At 40.9% G+C, this 19,427-nt stretch carries 13 protein-coding genes; 6 read left to right on the plus strand and 7 right to left on the minus strand.

Features of this window, described 5'->3' with window-relative positions; all coding sequences use genetic code 11:
* The first annotated feature begins 5 nt into the window (after positions 1-5).
* The gene (locus tag HMPREF1532_RS18520; RefSeq protein ID WP_005933429.1) at positions 6-1,910 is read left to right on the plus strand and encodes an AAA domain-containing protein; all 1,905 of its coding nucleotides are present in this window, start codon (positions 6-8) and stop codon (positions 1,908-1,910) included.
* Positions 1,911-1,986: 76 nt separating this feature from the next.
* Here the strand turns inward: HMPREF1532_RS18520 and ilvC are convergent, their stop codons facing one another.
* From ilvC to ilvD, 5 genes are all read right to left on the minus strand, one after another.
* Positions 1,987-3,033 (minus strand): ketol-acid reductoisomerase, encoded by a 1,047-nt coding sequence (gene ilvC / locus HMPREF1532_RS18525; protein ID WP_005933431.1) that lies wholly within the window; start codon positions 3,031-3,033, stop codon positions 1,987-1,989.
* A 62-nt stretch (positions 3,034-3,095) separates the two neighbouring features.
* Positions 3,096-3,839, minus strand: a complete 744-nt coding sequence (locus HMPREF1532_RS18530; RefSeq protein WP_005933433.1) for an acyl-[acyl-carrier-protein] thioesterase — start codon at positions 3,837-3,839, stop codon at positions 3,096-3,098.
* Positions 3,832-4,401: an acetolactate synthase small subunit gene (ilvN, locus tag HMPREF1532_RS18535; protein ID WP_005933435.1), complete on the minus strand. Its 570-nt coding sequence runs from the start codon at positions 4,399-4,401 to the stop codon at positions 3,832-3,834. Before ilvN ends, HMPREF1532_RS18530 begins: the two co-directional genes overlap by 8 nt.
* A 44-nt stretch (positions 4,402-4,445) precedes the next feature.
* Positions 4,446-6,140 (minus strand): biosynthetic-type acetolactate synthase large subunit, encoded by a 1,695-nt coding sequence (gene ilvB / locus HMPREF1532_RS18540; RefSeq protein ID WP_005933438.1) that lies wholly within the window; start codon positions 6,138-6,140, stop codon positions 4,446-4,448.
* A 24-nt stretch (positions 6,141-6,164) separates the two neighbouring features.
* The gene (ilvD, locus tag HMPREF1532_RS18545) at positions 6,165-7,964 is read right to left on the minus strand and encodes a dihydroxy-acid dehydratase (RefSeq protein WP_005933441.1); all 1,800 of its coding nucleotides are present in this window, start codon (positions 7,962-7,964) and stop codon (positions 6,165-6,167) included.
* 461 nt (positions 7,965-8,425) lie between these two features.
* Between ilvD and HMPREF1532_RS18550 the strand changes: the two genes are divergently transcribed.
* Complete coding sequence (locus HMPREF1532_RS18550; protein WP_005933444.1) at positions 8,426-9,001, plus strand: FKBP-type peptidyl-prolyl cis-trans isomerase; 576 nt, start codon at positions 8,426-8,428, stop codon at positions 8,999-9,001.
* A 97-nt stretch (positions 9,002-9,098) separates the two neighbouring features.
* On the opposite strand, the gene HMPREF1532_RS18555 is transcribed toward HMPREF1532_RS18550, so the two are convergent.
* Complete coding sequence (locus HMPREF1532_RS18555; protein ID WP_005933446.1) at positions 9,099-10,385, minus strand: L-cysteine desulfidase family protein; 1,287 nt, start codon at positions 10,383-10,385, stop codon at positions 9,099-9,101.
* A 660-nt stretch (positions 10,386-11,045) separates the two neighbouring features.
* On the opposite strand from HMPREF1532_RS18555, the gene HMPREF1532_RS18560 reads away from it, so the two are divergent.
* Genes HMPREF1532_RS18560 through HMPREF1532_RS18575 form a run of 4 tightly spaced genes read left to right on the plus strand, consistent with a single transcriptional unit; the run spans position 11,046 to position 14,783 of the window.
* A complete protein-coding gene (locus HMPREF1532_RS18560; protein WP_244266445.1) occupies positions 11,046-11,993 on the plus strand; it encodes a PCMD domain-containing protein in 948 nt (315 codons plus the stop codon).
* A 12-nt stretch (positions 11,994-12,005) separates the two neighbouring features.
* Positions 12,006-12,779 carry a porin family protein gene (locus HMPREF1532_RS18565; protein ID WP_005933452.1) on the plus strand — a complete coding sequence of 258 codons (774 nt, stop codon included), beginning with the start codon at positions 12,006-12,008 and terminating at the stop codon, positions 12,777-12,779.
* 25 nt (positions 12,780-12,804) lie between these two features.
* Positions 12,805-13,506, plus strand: coding sequence for a calycin-like domain-containing protein (locus tag HMPREF1532_RS18570; RefSeq protein ID WP_005933455.1), 702 nt, complete (start codon positions 12,805-12,807; stop codon positions 13,504-13,506).
* Positions 13,507-13,562: 56 nt separating this feature from the next.
* Positions 13,563-14,783, plus strand: a complete 1,221-nt coding sequence (locus HMPREF1532_RS18575) for a lipoprotein N-acyltransferase Lnb domain-containing protein (protein ID WP_005933457.1) — start codon at positions 13,563-13,565, stop codon at positions 14,781-14,783.
* Positions 14,784-15,000: 217 nt separating this feature from the next.
* Here HMPREF1532_RS18575 and HMPREF1532_RS18580 read toward each other — a convergent pair whose 3' ends face one another.
* The gene (locus tag HMPREF1532_RS18580; RefSeq protein ID WP_005933462.1) at positions 15,001-19,341 is read right to left on the minus strand and encodes a fibronectin type III domain-containing protein; all 4,341 of its coding nucleotides are present in this window, start codon (positions 19,339-19,341) and stop codon (positions 15,001-15,003) included.
* Between the last annotated feature and the right edge of the window lie 86 nt (positions 19,342-19,427).

Consider the following 19,427-nt stretch of genomic DNA (forward strand, 5'->3'; position numbering starts at 1 on the left):
CACAGATGAATAATAACAAAATTGATCCCGGTTCTCCCCTTCTCGCCCTTCAACAGCAACAGATTTTGCTACGTATGGAATATGAATATGAGAAAGAGGAATTCCAACGACAGACGGAAACAATGGGTATTGCCCGAAAAGTAAAGCGCGGACTCTGCTGGTATCCGGTACAAACAGGTCGAAATTATTACAACTCCTTGAACCAACTCGTCATAGAAATTACCCGAACGGAAGATAAGGATATTGAACACGCTTTTGAATTTGGCCGTCCGGTTTGCTTTTTCCAACAGGACTACAACGGGAAAATTAAATATATGAACTTCACCGCTACTGTAAGTTTTGCCGACGAAGAACGAATGGTAGTGGTTTTGCCCGGCACGAGTGCTCTGCTCGATGTACAAAATGCCGATTATTTAGGAGTACAGTTATATTTTGACGAGACTTCTTACCGCGCTATGTTCAATGCACTTGAAGATGTTCTTCGCGCCAAAGGCAACCGGCTTGCCAAATTACGTGACACATTGCTCGGAACTCTTCCCATCCGTCGGAGAGAACTTTATCCGGTCCGGTTTCCCTGGTTGAATTCTACACAAGAAGAAGCTGTCAATAAAGTACTTTGCGCCAAAGATGTAGCGATTGTACATGGTCCTCCGGGAACCGGAAAAACCACTACTCTCGTAGAAGCCATTTATGAAACCCTACATCGAGAAAATCAAGTACTCGTCTGTGCACAAAGCAATACAGCCGTCGATTGGATTGCCGAAAAGTTGGTGGATCGCGGTGTCCCTGTGCTCCGTATCGGAAATCCGACACGCGTGAATGATAAAATGCTTTCGTTCACGTATGAACGCCGCTTTGAAAACCATCCGGCCTATACAGAGCTATGGAGCGTGCGTAAATCCATTCGCGAGATAAGCGGACATATCCGCAAGGGAAAGTATAGTGAGAGGGAAAGTATGCGCAATCGCATCAGCCGTCTGCGCGACCGCGCCACGGAACTGGAAATACTTATTAATGAAGATTTGTTCTCTTCCGCACGAGTCATCGCCTCCACACTTGTCAGTAGCAATCACCGCATTCTCGAAGGCCGCCGTTTCAGTACTCTTTTCATCGACGAAGCAGCACAGGCATTGGAAGCTGCCTGCTGGATTGCCATCCGTAAAGCCGACCGCGTTATTTTTGCCGGTGATCACTGCCAACTCCCTCCTACCATCAAATGCATCGAAGCTGCCCGTGGAGGATTAGATCAGACTTTAATGGAAAAGGTCGTAACAAACAAACCTGTTTCCGTTTCCCTTCTCAAAGTACAATATCGCATGAACGAAGCCATTATGCGCTTTCCTTCCGAATGGTTTTATAACAACCAGTTAGAATCTGCTCCCGAAGTACGCCATCGTGGCATCCTCGATTACGATACCCCTATGGTTTGGATCGATACCTCGGAATTGGAATTTCATGAAGAATTTGTAGGCGAAAGTTTCGGACGAATCAACAAACCCGAAGCAGACCTTTTAATACAGGAACTCAAAAATTACATTCAGAGAATAGGTGAAAATCGTGTATTCGATGAGCGAATCGACTTCGGGCTTATTTCTCCATATAAAGCCCAAGTGCAATATCTAAGAAACAAAATAAAAAGCAGCAGCTTTTTCCGCCCCTTTCGTGAATTAATTACTATAAACACCGTAGACGGCTTTCAAGGACAAGAAAGAGATGTCATCTTTATCAGCCTTGTACGAGCCAATGAAAATGGCCAGATAGGCTTTTTGAATGACTTACGAAGAATGAATGTCGCCATCACCCGTGCACGCATGAAATTAGTCATATTGGGAGAAGCCCAAACCCTGACCCGGCACGCCTTTTATAAAAAGCTGATGGAATACGTAGAAAAAATGATAAGTGATGAATAATGAGCGATTAGCGATAAGTGATTAGTGCCATGCGGATTATAGCGCAGCCATTAATCACTTATCACTTATCATTATTTTAATTGTTTTCCGGACGAAGTTTGCGAACCGTCACAGCAGTCTGCCACATTTCGCTCTCACGTAACTGACGAAGTTCTTCATTCAGTTTTTCACGATAATCCGGTTGAGAATTGCTGTCAATAGAGATTTGTGCTTCGTTACCGGTTTTTACACTCTCATATAATTGCTGCATCACCGGTTTGATGGCATCATGGAACGGGCCCATCCAATCGAGCGCACCACGCTGAGCAGTAGTGGAACAGTTAGCATACATCCAGTCCATACCATTCTTTGCAAACAAAGGCATCAGAGACTGAGTCAACTCTTCTACTGTTTCATTGAATGCTTCAGAAGGTGTATGACCGTTCTCACGCAATGTTTCATATTGCGCCAGCAACAAACCTTGAATAGCACCCATCAATGAACCACGTTCTCCGGTCAAGTCAGAATAAACTTCACGTTTGAATGTCGTTTCGAACAGATAGCCCGAACCTACGCCAATACCCAAAGCGATCACACGATCATAAGCACGGCCGGTAGCGTCTTGGAAGATAGCGTAAGATGAATTCAATCCACGGCCTTCGAGGAACATAGTACGCAATGAAGTACCCGATCCCTTCGGAGCAACAAGGATTACATCCACATCAGCAGGAGGAATGATACCGGTACGTTCTTTATAAGTAATACCGAAACCATGAGAGAAATAAAGAGCTTTGCCCGGAGTAAGATTCTTCTTCACAGTAGGCCATACCTCGATCTGAGCCGCATCCGAAAGCAGATATTGGATAATGGTTCCACGCTGGCATGCTTCGTCTATATCAAACAAAGTTTCGCCCGGCACCCAACCGTCAGCTACCGCTTTCTCCCAAGTCTTACCACCTTTACGCTGTCCGACAATCACGTTGAAACCATTATCACGCAGGTTCAGTGACTGACCGGGGCCCTGTACACCATAACCGATTACGGCAATTGTTTCATCTTTTAATACTTCACGAGCTTTTTCCAACGGAAATTCTTCGCGGGTTACTACATTTTCCATAACACCGCCAAAATTCATTTGTGCCATTTTTGTTTTTAATTTTTAAATGGTGGCATAGCCACCTGTTTATTATACAATCTAATTTTATCTTATTCAAATAATACCTTCGAACGGCAAACCACCTCTTCGCCGTTCTTTTTTACCTCTATGTGATATTCATTCTCCGAAACCTCTTCCTGAAAGAAAGATAATTGATCGCCATAGTAACTCTCGGCCACATAAGCCATTTCAAACCGGCGAATATGCTTTGTTTTATAAAGTTCTATAGGAAACAAATCCAGAATATGCTCAATATAACGGATACTGTTTACATGTCCGTTTATATCGATATCGCTATATTTGGCAGTAATCGTCGCCACAGGTTCTTTTGTAGTCACTTTAATACGCGACGGCTTTTCAATCGGACAAGGTTCGTCACAGACATAATCAACGATACTCCCTCCGTGCAATGTCAGCAAATCGGCCGGTTTACGGGTATTCAAATTAATCATTGCCCATACGGAACGGGCATATCCTATCTTTTTCCCATCTTTATTGATCACTGCAAAGTTACGATCTGTAAAAAGACGGTACACATTCTCCACCCATGTCTGAACGCTGAATTCCTCATACTGGTAAGGCATTTCATCCAACTCGATGGCCAGACGCGAAAGTACCCAAGTATAATTATCCTCATTCAGGGTTGCAATCCCAAAACCACGGTCACTGGCATGAAAGCCCGCACAGTTCAACAGATGATTACCCAATACTCCCATCGTCAGACGTCCGTTAAAATCTACATGAAACGGTTCTGCAACAAATCTGTAAGTTCCTATTTTATTATTTTCACTCATCTTCCTGTTGTTTCTTACTTTGATTATAACGCGTTTCCCGGTCGGCAAGGAATTCATTCACCCGTTCAAAACAACTGGTAGTAATGGCCACACGTCCCGAACGAACAAATTGTAAAACACAATTCAGTCGGCGCAGTTCACTGTAAAGAGCTGTAATTTCTTCACTCATCCCATTCTTTTCGACAATAGCAAACACCGGGTTTACCTCGACGATACGTGCATTGTACCTGCGTATAATCCGGGAAGCCTCCGGATTGGCCTGAAACTCCGGACTGGATACTTTATATAGGGCAATTTCATGGAAATAAATCTCATCGTCCGTGAAATAATGCGCTTGCAACACATCGATCTTTTTCTCGATCTGCTTCACCACCTTTTCAATCGTATCCTTATCCGTCCATGCCGTAATCGTATATTTATGTACTCCCTTAATAGAAGATGCCGACACGTTCAAGCTCTCTATATTAATCTGCCTGCGAGTAAATACAGCCGTTATCTGATTCAGCAATCCTGCTATATTCTCCGAATGTACAATCAGTGTATATAATGTCTTATCACTCATAACTTTCCATTTTTTTATTCACCTTCTCCCCTCTCGAATCTCCCTCAGCATTCCAGCAACATCTGATTCACCGAGCCGCCCGGAGGTGTCATTGGCAACACATTTCCCTCTTCAATCACACAAGCCTCCAACAGATAAGGACCCTCCGTCTTAATCATCTCCGCAATGGCTTCCGACAGTTCTTCACGGGCCATCACACGCCGGGACGGAATATCATAAGCAGAAGCAATCTTCATATAATCCGGATTCATCATCGGAGTGAAAGAGTATTTGCGATTGAAAAACATCGCCTGCCATTGGCGTACATTCCCCAAAAAGTTATTATTCAGCACAATAATCTTCACGGGAGCTTTCTGTTCCATAATAGTACCCAATTCCTGGATATTCATCTGAAGTCCGCCATCACCCATAAAAACACAGACAGTGCGATCGGGACGCCCGAAAGTCGCACCGATAGCGGCAGGCAGTCCGAACCCCATCGTTCCCAAACCACCGGAAGTGATGATACTGCGCTCTTTACTATATTTAAAATAGCGGGCAGACATCATCTGATTCTGACCGACGTCCGTCACTAAAATAGCTTCATTATGAGTAGCTTCACTCACCGCGCATACTACTTCGCCCATAGTGAGTGTATCGGACATCGGATGCAGTTCCGGACGAATCACCTTCTCCTCTTCCATCCGTTCATAATCCGTAAAGCTTTCCAGCCATTCGGTATGTGTATTGGCTTGCAGTAGCTCTGTCACGGCAACCAAAGTCTCTTTGCAATCACCCAGCACGGCTATGTCTGCATGCACATTCTTATTCACTTCCGCCGGATCGATATCAAAATGAATGACCTTTGCCTGCTTGGCATAGGTAGCCAGATTTCCCGTTACCCGGTCATCAAAACGCATACCCACCGCAATAAGAACATCACATTTATTCGTATTAATATTCGGCCCTAAGTTGCCATGCATCCCCAACATACCCTTATTCAAAGGATGGTCCGTTGGCAATGCCGACAATCCTAACAAAGTACATCCGACAGGTATTCCCGCCTTCTCGATGAAATTACGCAACTCTTGTTGGGCATTTCCCAATTCTACCCCCTGGCCTACCAGTACCAGCGGACGTTCCGCATTATTTATCAACTCGGCAGCAATTCTCACTGCCTCCGGGTCTGTATCGGGCACAGGAACATAGCTACGGATATAATCTAACTTCGTCGGAACATATCCGGCTTTCTCTACTTGTGCATTCTTAGCAAAATCGAGCACTACCGGACCGGGACGCCCGCTTTTTGCGATATAAAATGCGCGGGCTACCGCCCAAGGTACATCTTCCGCACGCCGGATCTGATAACTCCACTTCGTAATAGGCTGGGTAATACCGACAAGATCGACTTCCTGAAAAGCATCCGTTCCCAAAAATGCAGTACCTACCTGTCCTGCTATCACTACAATAGGAGTACTGTCGATCATCGCATCGGCAATACCTGTTATCGTATTGGTAGCTCCGGGACCACTCGTAACGAGGCAGACTCCCACTTCACCCGATGAGCGTGCAAAACCTTGTGCCGCATGAGCTGCCCCCTGTTCGTGCCGAACCAATATATGATTCAACGTATCCCGATGATCATACAGAGCATCGAATACCGGCATGATAGAACCTCCCGGATACCCAAAAATGGTCTCTACTCCCTGATATTCAAGAGAACGCATCAATGCTTCTGCGCCCGAAATTAAGTCTTTCATAATCCATAAATCAAATTCATAATTCTAAATCATTCTCACCGCTCCCTTATCAGCAGAGCTCACCATGCTGGCATAAGCTTTCAGACTCTTCGGAACAAACCGTTCCCGAGTTACCGGAGCCATCGGACGCGCAGCCAGTTCTTCATCAGTCAGTTTCACATTGATAGTACGCTCAGGAATGTTTATTTCAATCCAGTCTCCGTCTTGTATCTTACCGATATTCCCACCGGCCGCAGCCTCCGGAGAAATGTGTCCGATACTCAATCCCGATGTTCCGCCACTAAAACGGCCATCAGTAATCAACGCACACTCTTTTCCTAAATGTCTGGACTTAATATAAGAGGTGGGATACAACATTTCCTGCATTCCCGGACCACCCTTGGGCCCCTCATTCGTAATGACGACCACATCGCCACTGACCACTTTTCCACCTAAAATACCTTCACAAGCAGCTTCTTGCGAATCGAAAACTTTGGCCGGACCGGTAAATTTCCAGATACTCTCGTCTACACCGGCTGTCTTCACAACACAACCGTCTTGAGCTATATTTCCTTTCAAGACAGCCAATCCGCCGTCTTTGCTATAAGCGTGTTCCAAATCACGGATACATCCGCCGGCACGGTCCGTGTCGAGCTCCTTATAATAAGTATCCTGAGAGCCCAATACGAGATTGAATTTTCCGGCTGCCGCACTTGCATATTTTTTCAACGCTTTCTCACAAACATTCGGACTGGTAATGCAGAACTTATCAATCGCCCCGGCCAATGTCATACCATCCACCCGACGGACAGTCGTATCTACGAGCCCTCCTTTTGCCAACTCGTTCATAATGGCTATAATACCTCCTGCACGGTTCACGTCCTGAATGTGATATTTCTGCGTATTAGGAGCCACTTTACACAGACAAGGACTTTTACGGGACAACATATCGATATCATCCATCTTAAAATCGACTTCCGCCTCATGGGCAATGGCCAACAGATGAAGAACCGTATTCGTAGATCCTCCCATAGCGATATCGAGCGTCATGGCATTCAAGAAAGCCTCACGGGTAGCGATGCTCCGGGGCAATACACTCTCGTCTCCTTCTTCGTAATATTTAAAAGCATTCTCCACAATCAGTTTAGCAGCGTCCTTGAAGAGTTCGGTACGGTTCTCATGAGTAGCTACAATCGTTCCGTTGCCGGGAAGCGCCAACCCGATGGCTTCATTCAGACAGTTCATCGAGTTTGCCGTAAACATACCCGAACAACAACCACAAGTAGGACAAGCATTTCTTTCTATATCAGCCACATCGCTATCACTTACACTGTCATCGGCCGATTTGATCATAGCATCGATTAAATCAAGATGCTGACCGTTCCATTCACCGGCCTCCATCGGCCCCCCCGATACAAATACGGTAGGGATGTTCAATCGCATGGCAGCCATCAGCATTCCCGGAGTAATTTTATCACAATTGCTGATACACACCATTGCATCCGCCTTGTGGGCATTCACCATATACTCTACGCTATCTGCTATAATATCACGGGAAGGAAGCGAATAGAGCATACCGTCATGGCCCATGGCAATACCGTCATCAATAGCAATCGTATTGAATTCCGCAGCAAAACAGCCTAATTTTTCAATCTCCGCTTTCACCAATTGTCCTATTTTATGTAAATGTACATGTCCGGGCACAAACTGCGTAAACGAATTCACGATAGCGATAATGGGCTTCCCCATCTGTTCTTTTTTCATACCGTTGGCCCCCCATAAAGCGCGGGCACCTGCCATGCGGCGGCCTTGCGTACTGAATGAACTGCGTAATTGCTTTTTCATTTCCTGATTTCTTTTTAATTAAAGAGCCTTCCCCACGATAGTGAGAAAGGCTCTAATTATTTCATTTTATGGTACGAATACATACACAACCTTTCTCACGCTCTTGATGTGACCACCACGACGCGAATAATATGCAGGACTGCCAGGTTAATAGATGTACGAGTATTCATATCTTATTTCTTCTGTTAATTGTGCTGCAAAGGTAAGGGCTTTTTTATTATATCCAAACAAATTGAAGAAAAAAATCACCTAAAATTGAATAATCGTAAGAAAAGAGGGGTTTTATATCTAATTTTATCACTTTATAGTTCTAAAAGGAACCATTTTTCAAGTGCAACCGAATTGTGATAAAAGCGCTTAATAATCTGAAATTTACATAGTGTATTCTGACTGCCTAATAAATTATTCGTATCTTTGCAGCTACGCGGATATCCGCAATTACTAACTATATACAAAAATAAATGGAAACAGCAGAAAACAAGTACATCACCGTAGCGTATAAACTGTACACTACAGAAGATGGAGAAAAAGATTTAGTAGAAGAAGCCAAAGCAGAGCATCCATTCCAATTCATTTCCGGCTTGGGTACTACACTCGAAGCTTTTGAAAGCCAGATAGCCCCACTTAATAAAGGAGATAAATTCGACTTCACCATTTCATCTCAGGATGCTTATGGCGAGTACAACGAAGAACATGTACTGGATTTACCCAAACATATTTTCGAAATCGACGGCAAATTCGATAACGAACGTATCTTTGCAGGTAATGTAGTACCTTTAATGGATTCCGAGGGCCGTCGCATGAACGGAACAGTAGTGGAAGTGAAACCCGATGTAGTAGTAGTTGACATGAACCACCCGTTGGCAGGTGCTGATCTGACTTTTGTCGGTGAAGTAATTGAAAGCCGTCCGGCCACCAACGAAGAAATACAGGAAATCGTAAACATGATGGGCGGCGGCGGTTGCAGCTGCGGTTGTGGTGATTGTGGCAGCGACTGCGGTGACCATGAATGCGGCGAAGGCTGCGGATGCCATTAATAGTTGAAAGTTGAAAATTGAAAGTTACTATGCAGCATAATAGCGCAGCTAACTTTCAACTTTCAATTTTCAACTTTCAACTAAAACAAGCTTTTGGCTAACAGCGTTTGTGAGTCATAATATCCAATACCACCCTGTCCGTCTCATTCATACTTTGCGAACCGATACGGGTCAAGTTACGGATACTTTGATCGACATCTTCATCGATAATCCCTTCCACAGATGTCACGCATCGATTTTCCATGGCCATTACGGCTGAAAGAACTGCGGTAGAAACACCGGTCGTTACTTTCAATGAACAACTGGGCTTTGCACCGTCACAAATCATTCCCGTCAAATTGGCGATCATATTTTGTACTGCATAAGCAACTTGTTCATACTTTCCTCCCATCAGCCACGTAATGCCACAGCTCGAACCGGTAGCTGCTACTACACAACCACAGAGCGCGGATAAACGCCCCAGACTCTGTTTTATGTAAATCACCGTGAGATGGCTTAACATTAAGGCGCGGATAAGTTCCTCTTCCGATTTGCCATTCTCTTCTGCAAAAATCAGAACAGGTAAAGTTGCTGATATTCCCTGGTTACCACTACCCGAATTGCTCATTACCGGAATCATAGCTCCTGCCATACGGGCATCACAAGCTGCCGAAGTATAAGAAAGAATATGAGAAAAGACACTGTCGCCCATTATCTGATGCTCATACCGTCCACGAAGTACCTTTCCCAAAGCATGCCCGTAATCTCCCTGAAAAGAGCTCTCGGCAGCAGCTTTGTTCAACCGGGCTGTCTCAAGAATAAAACGGATCTCCTCCAACGGGGCGGTTAAAGCAAAATCATAAACTTTCTTTAAGTTCAGGTCCAAGTTCTGCTCGTCCTGTTCTTCTGTTCCGACAGGTTGTTTACTAAACAATATTTCTTCACCGCGTGCTATATATATAAAGGTGGTATGCCCACCGGCAATAATTGCCGTAGCTACTTTCCCTTCTGCTTCGCAAAGCACTTCAATATAAAGTTTTTCCGCAATACCTTCTTTCAACGAAATACAGACACGCTTCTCATTTATATACTGTTTTCCCAACTTTACAGCCTCCGGTGTACTATCCTTTAATACTTCAAGCTGATACTCCGACTTTCCGATAATAGCCCCCAAGGCCACAGCGATAGGCAAACCGATCATCCCCGTTCCAGGAATACCTACCCCCATTGCATTTTTCAAAATGTTGGCACTCAAAAACACTTTTATATTCTCCGGCTTCGTTCCCAGTGTTTCTACAGTTTTTGCCACACACAACGCTACCGCAATAGGTTCTGTACAGCCAATAGCCGGAATCACCTCACGCCTCACCAAATCGATTATCTGTTTCCTTTCCGATTCAATCATGACTTTGCTATATTAATTGCTACAAATGTAATGAATATACTCTTTATATACACTAAAGTTTCAGATTTTATAAGCAGAATATGATTAAAACCACTCAACAATTTTGCCAGTTTTTCAATACAAAATATTCCATTATAAATCTCAAATTTATTCAATATTCCATAGATAATTTAACATTTAGAATATAAAAAGCTACTTCAATTATTTCATTAATAAAAACTCAATAAACTCTAATTAGTTCAGAAATACCGAGAAAAATAAAGAATTGATGAAAGTAGAATCATTCGATCAGAATCATATTACTTTAGGATTGGAACACTAAATTTTAAAAATAGACCTATTATATTGATTTTCAGTCTCCACTTTTAAAGAAATAGTATAAAAAGAACATAAAAAGACAAACCAAGATTTGATAAGTAGAATTTTAAACTTAACTTTGCACCACAGTTTTTTACGAATATTCCATCTTAATAAATTCATAACCAATAAAATATAATGAAATTAAAAACAATAATAACGAGTATATGCATTAGTTTATGCCTCGGTTCTTGTATCCAAGACGAAGCACCCAATGCAGAAGCAGATATTATATCATGTGTACTGCCCGATCCCAGCATTTTAAAATCAGATCCTACCATAACAAATAACAGTGTTATACTTATGGCTTATTCGAATATAAAAGATGGTATCAAACAGATAGCGCCTTCTTTCTCTTTAACTGAAGGAGCCACTATTTATCCACCGAATGGTACGGTACGAGACTTCTCTGAACCTCAAACTTACATTGTCACCTCTCAAGACGGACTATGGCAAAAGGAGTATAAAGTATTTGTGGATACCACTAATGTAAAACCTCAATTCAGTTTTGAGCATTGGAGAATCAAAGAAGGAACCAATGGTAAAAAATGGTATGAATTTTATGAAATAACCGATGCCGGACAGGAACAACCAATATGGGCAACAGCAAATCCCGTATATGCAATTATAGGAAGCGATGACCCTTTTACACATCCCACCGTTTCATACGATAAAGGTTATATAGGAAAAGGTGTGAAACTCGAAACTAAGACTACTGGTGCTTTTGGAGTAATGGTAGGTATGCCTATTGCCGCCGGAAATCTTTTCATAGGTTCATTCGATACACAAATAGCTATACCTAAGCCTCTGGAAGCAACTCAATTCGGTATGCCAATGGCTTTCAATCGTAAACCGATAGCATTTTCTGTATGGTATCAGTATACACCGGGAAAAGAGTTCACAGATAAAGATCAAAATGTCATTGAAAACAAAACCGATGTTTTTGATTTATATGCCATACTTTATGAGTCAGCAGATGGTAAAAAGCTGGACGGCTCTATCAATTTCAATGAAGATTGTATTATAGGTATTGCGCGAGTAAATGCTCCTGAGCCAAGTAAAGAATATAAAAATTTATATATTCCTTTTGACTATCGCAAAGACCCTGATCGTGAAAAGTTATCAAAAGGGGAATATTATATGGCAGTAGTATTTTCATCGAGCCGGAACGGAGCTTACTTTGAAGGTGCCGTAGGTAGTACACTGATCATAGATGAAGCCAAATTAATACTTGAAGGTGATAACGAATAATACAAATATAAAATGAATAAAAAGATAATTTCCTTGTTACTTCTGCTTAGTATCGGTTGCTATACAACAATAGTACAAGCACAAGAGGAAAGAAACCAGAGTATATTAAAATCGTTGACTAAAGGATTAGAATATCGATTAAAAGCCGGATTTAACATTGGAGGCACTTCTCCCCTGCCCCTACCGGCAGAAATCAGAAAAATTAACAGTTATAATCCTACAACTGCCTTTTCTATTGAAGGAGACGTCGTAAAGACATTTAATAATAAATGGGGAATAAGTACCGGAATACGTTTAGAAACAAAAGGTATGAAAACCGATGCTACCGTAAAAAACTATCATATGAAAATGATAGCCAGTGACGGAGGGGAAATGGAAGGACAATGGACTGGTGGAGTAACTACTACCGTAAAGCAATCTTTACTGACAATTCCAGTTCTGGCTATTTATAAAGTCAGTAAACGATGGGAATTAGAGTTAGGTCCTTGGTTTTCTTATCTTACTTCCGGAGAATTCTTCGGAACTGCTTATGACGGCTATATCAGAGATGTAGATCCTACAGGTGAGAAAGTTAATGTTCTATCCGCTACCTATGATTTCAATAATGACCTACGTTCTTTCCAGTGGGGACTACAATTAGGAGCCCAATGGAGAGCATTTTCGCATTTGAACGTAACTGGGAATGTGACATGGGGAATGATGTCTATTTTTAAAAAAGATTTCGATACTATCACATTTGATATGTATCCGATATATGCGAACTTAGGATTCGCCTATGTGTTCTAAACATAAACGTTTAAAAAGAATTATTATGAAACAAAAATTACTTAAAGTAATGATTGCTTTTATTGCAATCGTAATGCCTAATCTTAGTTATGCACAAAGCCAGGAAGCTGCTGGTACGTACAATGGTACATTGGGGGTAAAAGTAGGAGGAATGCCCGCAGGGGACAGTACGGAAGACATTTATATCATAGCAGAAGATGATAATCATATCAGATTAGAAATCAGAAATTTTAAGTTTTCTGTCGGGGGTTCAACCATAGAACTCGGAGATATCATAATCCCAAGTGTAGAATTACAGAAAGACGGAAATACAATCGTCCTTCTTCCCAAAGAAGATGTTAAAGTCAATTTACCGGACCCTATCGGTGAAGTTAGTGTAGATCTAAACAGATCCACAATAGTAGATAAAGAGATATCATTGATTCTTGTTGTAGAGACGACATACCCCGCACAATTAATAGTCGACGTTACATTTGAAGGAACCCAAACAAGTGGAAGCGGAATACAAAGCACTACTACAGAAAAACCAGTTGTGTATTACAATGCTGAAATAGATGCGCTTATCGTAGAAGGAGCAGAAAATCAAAAATATAACATTTATAACATAACCGGTGTACAAACTCTATCAGGTATCTTAAATACCAAAGAGATCAATGTAACAGCTTTACAAAGAGGTATATATCTGATCAAAATAGGAGATAACACGGTGAAATTCATAAAAAAATAAATTTCACAATCATTCCCAAATCAAGCTCCATCACAGATTATAATTACAATCTGTAGATGGAGTTTGACTTTTATAATCATCCACAATTAAGAATAGATATGTCATACAAAAGCACTCTCTTCAAGGCCCTTTTCTTTACTTTGGCCATCCTTCCTATTATTCTATCCGCCCAGTCAATATCGCTCCCACAGCTTTCTGAAAAAGCTTTTGTTTCTGTTATTACCTGTTCGGCTACTCCGGATTACGAAGGAGGTTTTGGACATAGTGCACTACGCATTCAAGATGCCACTTTAAATATAGATGTAATCTTTAATTTCGGATCATATTCAGATAAACAGTCTTTCTTCGCGTACAAAATCCTCCAAGGAACAGTTATATCATATCTGGATGGAGAACCTTTTAAGAAATTCGCCGATCGATATAAAAACGATGGAAGAGGCATTAATGAATACTATTTAAATATCAGCAAAGAACAAAAACAAAGCCTATGGGAAGAATTAAACCGAATCCTCATTAGTGGAGATCGCTTTTACAAATTCAAAGTTCCAACAAACAATTGTAGCACACAGTTAAGAGACGTGTTATTCAAACAATGTAAATGGGATAAGGATGCTTTTCAAGTGAATAACATCAATCAGACTTATCGAGACATCGAGCAATCAGATCCATTACAAAATAGCTGGTTACATCTATTATTTAACGTTGTGATCGGTCCTAAAGCAGACGATCCAATAAGTTTATACCAAGCAGCCTTCAATCCTGGCGGTCTAATAGAGCTCTTGAAAGAAGTACGTCAGAATAATGAACCAATACTCATGGCTTCGCACAAGATTTGTTCTCCTACCGTATTCAAACAAGCACCCAATACTGCCATTACACAAAGTTTTTTTTCTCTACTGCTATTGATTGCATGCATCCTCTCTTATTTACAATTAAAAAAAGGAAAACAATATATATGGTTTGACAGATTGTTATTTTTTCTCAGTGGAATATTCGGATGTCTCTTGATCAGCCTCATCATTACTTCAGAAATAGAATTAGTAAACAGTAATTGCAACATTTTATGGGCATTACCTACTAATTTAATGTTGGCATTCGTCTTCAAAAGAAACAGTACTGCCAAATGGATAAAAATATGGCTAAGCCTCACTTGCTTGTCTCTCCTTGCATTTCCCATAAGTGTTGTTATTAGTGGTCAAATTATCCCTATCGAGATATATCTATTCGCAGCTACGATCTTTATCAGAATATTATCTGATTTAAAAACATATATTTAATATTACCAATAACTTTCATATCAGTTCTGCAGTAATGAAACTATTAGTTGCAATACGATGAAACTAATGGTTCCGTATAGTAGAAACGAATAGTTTCATCCATATGGAACGAATGGTTTCAATACATTACAACAAAAAATATCCCTCAAGTGCAAAAATGAAATGCACTTGAGGGAATTTTTCTTTTATAATATAGATTCTAAATCAGTTTTCTACTTTATTTTTTAATAAATTTAGTTTTACCTGATTCTGTTTCAATAAAATACATACCCGTCTTAAGACTACTAACATCTACTTTATTAATTAAAAGAGTTCCTTCATCAATAGCTTTACCGGATATATCATAAATTACATATTCGCTATTCTCGGTTACTCCATCAATATAAAGAGATTCAACTGCCGGATTCGGATAAACGGAAATCGCATTGTTTGCCGTCATATTTCCAATACCTACAGCTTTTAGAGTAGTCACTTCTATTGCTTCGGAAGCTAACGAAAGTTTATCATTATAAACTGCCTTGACCGTATACGTATAAGCAGTATTCGATTTCAGACCTTCAACTTTATAACTTGTTACTATTCCAACCTCTAAATCATTATATCCTTCTACGATAGCATCGTCTTCTTTCACTGTGAGCAAGTAGTTGGTAGGCTCCATAGAAGCAGGAGTTTCCCAATTAGCTACAAAAGTTGTAATATTTATTTCTGTTGCAGCCAATGCTTTTACAGCAGGCACCAAAGTGGTAACTTCAACTCTATTAGATTCTTTCGAAACCTGTTCACCATAAACAGCTTTTACTGTATAAGTATAAGCCGTATTTACTTTCAAGTTTTCTACTTTATAAGTTACTACAGTTCCAACTTCCAAGTCATTGTATCCTTCTACTGCGGCATCACCTTCTTTCACTGTAAGAAGATATTGGGTTGGTTCCATAGAATCAGGAGCTGTCCAGTTAGCAACAAATGCATTCTCTTCGATTTCAGTTGCATCCAATGCTTTCACTGCAGGTACCAATGTAGTAACAGTTATCTCATTAGAAACCTTAGATATAAGTTCACCGTAAACAGCTTTCACAGTATAAGTATAAGCCGTATTTACTTTCAAGCCTTCTACCTTATAGCTTGTTACAGCAGCAACATTTAAATCTTTATATCCCTCTACGACTTCATCCCCCTCTTTCACCGTCAAAAGATAGTTTGTCGGTTCCATAGAAACGGGAACTTCCCAATTAGCAACAAAGGCATTTTCCTCAATATCTGTTGCGGCTAATGCTTTCGTTGTAGCGACTAAAGTTCTCACTTCAATCGGTTCGGAAGCTTTCGCTACATTCTTACCATAAACGGCTTTTACGGTATATGTATAAACTGTATTCTTTTTAAGACCTTCTACCTTACAATTTAGAACAGTTCCAACCTCTTTCTCCACATAAGCTTCTACCACAGCATCCCCTTCTTTCACTGTCAGTAAATAGTTAGTAGGTTGTATTGAAACAGGAGCTTCCCAATTAGCAACAAATGCATTTTCTTCAATGTCCGTAGCAACCGCTCCTTTTATAACAGGAACAGTAACCACCTCAATAGCTTGTGAAGCACCTGATGTTACCTTATCATAAACAGCCTTCACTACATAAGTATAAGTGGTATTTTCCGTCAAACCTTCTACATTGTAGCTTGTCACATTTCCTACTTCTTTATCATTGTATTCCCCAACAATAATATCGCCCTGCTTAACAGTTAACAAATATTTTGTCGGTTCTACGGAAGGTACTTCCCAGTTAGCAACAAATGCACTTCCTTCAATATCAGTAGCAGCTGCCACATTCACTGCAGGTACTCCGGTAGCAACACAAAACTCTTCAGATACCATCGGATAGTTGGTAGTAACCACACGAACTTTATAATTGCCAGCCATCAAATCCTCTTCTATATCAGCAATAAGTTGCCCGCTCTTATCTGTTACAATTTCAGTCAGAACTTTCGGATTTGCAAAGCTTCCTGTTGCATCAGACAATTCCAATGAAACGACATTAGCCTTCTTATCTATATTGGAAGGAGACATTGTACCCACCAAAGTATAATCAACAGTTATCTTTTCTCCCGGTTGATAAACACTCTTCGTTAATTTCAAGACCGGTTTATAGATAAGCAACATATCATCAATCAATACCTGATCTCCATCTGTTCCTTTACCCGGAGTTGAATTTGTGGCAAATGTAACCAACATATAATCAGCAGAAGTCGGTCTTTCAAACTTATCTACTTTCAATGAGTCTTTCCAATATTGACTATTATTCATCTTCTCATAGAAAGCATCAAAATTTTTCAATTCATAATCAAAAGGAATAGAAAGACGTTGCCAGCCACCACTTGGAGACACAGCCGGATAATTCATCTCCGCTTTTGCCACAGCGTGCAAAGAATCTAATGTTGCAGACGGATCAGCATAATTATACGCATCGTGTATCGTAGCTGCCACACGAGCCGTCCATGCAGTACTGCCGCTATAAGAGAAATTCACCCATACAGTTAACGAATCTGGGCGAGCACCATTCAATGGTTGATTAAACTCCGGTTCCTCCATTATAGTTCTGTTATGATTGGCCTGATCAGTTGCTACCATACTACCGGAATTGATTTTACCGCAAGTCAAATTACCATTAGCAGGAACTCCGAATACGGCTTTCGTCCAAATACGAACGCTCTGACTGCCATTACTTCCCGGACGCACAATCTCAGATTTCTCCATATGCACATTCTTCGTAAATCCAGCCAAACTACCACCACCACTCATAAATGAGTTCCATCCTACAGGTTCGGCTTCATCCCCTTCTTTTTCCCAAGCTTCAAAAGTACTATTTGTTAACTGAGTTCCATAATCTACTCCAGTAGTTACCGCAACCGGCAAAGAAGTAGTTATAGCATCACCTTCCTGATTGTAAGCGACAACAACAAGAGTATAAGTTACAGAAATATCCAATCCTCTAAACAAGTATTCACAATCAGTTGTTTCCACACTGCTAACCAGACCCGACTTACCGGTAATGGTAGCGCCATAATGATCAGCACCTTCAACAACTTCCCAAGCAACCAAAACTTCCCGTCCATCTACCGAAACCACTTTTGCAGACACTTCACCCGTAGTCACAACTATTTCATTTGAAGCCAAAGAAGTTGTTTCACCTTTTACAGATTGTACAGTATAAGTATAAGTCGTATTTTGTCTCAACCCTTCTACAATAACAGAAGTAACATCTCCTACAGCAAGTGCATTGTAAGCATCCAAGACAACACCTTCTTTTTTCACTGTGATCTTATAACCGGTCGCTCCATCCACCTTGTTCCATTTTGCAACGAACGAAGCACCTTTTATATCTTCAGCCGGGAAAGCTACAATACTACTGGAAGAGAATGCTTCAACTGAATATGTAACATTCACGTCGCTGGCAGGCATTACAAAAGTAGAATAATTCACTAATTTTGTACCAGTTACAGCCAAATCTTTAATAAGATAACCGTCCTCCACTGTAGATGTCAAAGTCACAGTTTCGCCTGCAGAAGCGTACTCCGGACCATTCACAACTCCATATTCCTGTTTTTCCGGATAACTTATTTTGTAAACAGCAGAAATATTTTCTCCAGCAAATACTGGCATACTCTCACCTTGTCCCCAAGTTCCTGCATTGCCATCAGCTGCATTCAGTAAATAAGCCACTTCACCAGAAGCAAAGCTTGCAACCGCTTTTGCCTGCACTTGCTCTTGAATTCCTTGTTCCTGATTTGAATTTACTGCTCCCAAATAAATTTCATTTTCCAAATAATAACAATTGGAAATCGTTCCATTAGATTTTCCCGCAATATTTCCATAAATGGTATCATTGGAAGCAGGAAGAGTAGGTTCATTATTTATCACATAGCTATTGACAACCGTACCCGATTCGATAACACCGACAAGTCCGCCTACCAAACCATTTTGCTTAGCCAAATTATCAGCTCCTTTATCAAACGGAAGATGCACAGTCCCCGAAAATCCGCAATTAGATATTACACCACTCCCTTTTAAGATAGAAGCAATACCTCCTACAGAAGGGCAGCTGGTACCCGATTTTTCATTAGCAAAAGTACTTCCGGTTATTACGATATTTTTAACAGTACCTCCATCGATCGTATGAAATAACCCCCAAGCCTTAGCCTGGCTTTCATCTTTATACGACATAGCAGTAATGGTATGTCCCATACCATCAAATGTACCTTTAAAGCCTGCTGCACCGAGAGACACCCATCCATATTTCGACATGTCAAGGTCTGCTGCTAATTTCACTGTTTTACCTTCGAATGCATCAGTTGCACTTGCTACCGCAAAAGCCCCCATTTCTGCCGGAGTAGAAATCGTATATTCTGAAGCAGTAGCATCATACCATCCTGTGTCATAAGCATACTTATTTCCATAGTCCTTACCGCCATCTATCCAGTTTGTCAAGTCTTTATTCCCGGCATAAATGCTCTGGAATGCACAAAGAAAGACAGAAACAACAACAAAAAGTAATCTTCTTTTATTCATATTCTTTCATTATTGATTAAAAACGCTGCAAAGTAACAACAGTTTCCATTTTTAAACAAGGTCTATTTCTACTAATTTATATCCTA

Source organism: Bacteroides salyersiae WAL 10018 = DSM 18765 = JCM 12988 (genome assembly GCF_000381365.1).
GTDB lineage: Bacteria > Bacteroidota > Bacteroidia > Bacteroidales > Bacteroidaceae > Bacteroides > Bacteroides salyersiae.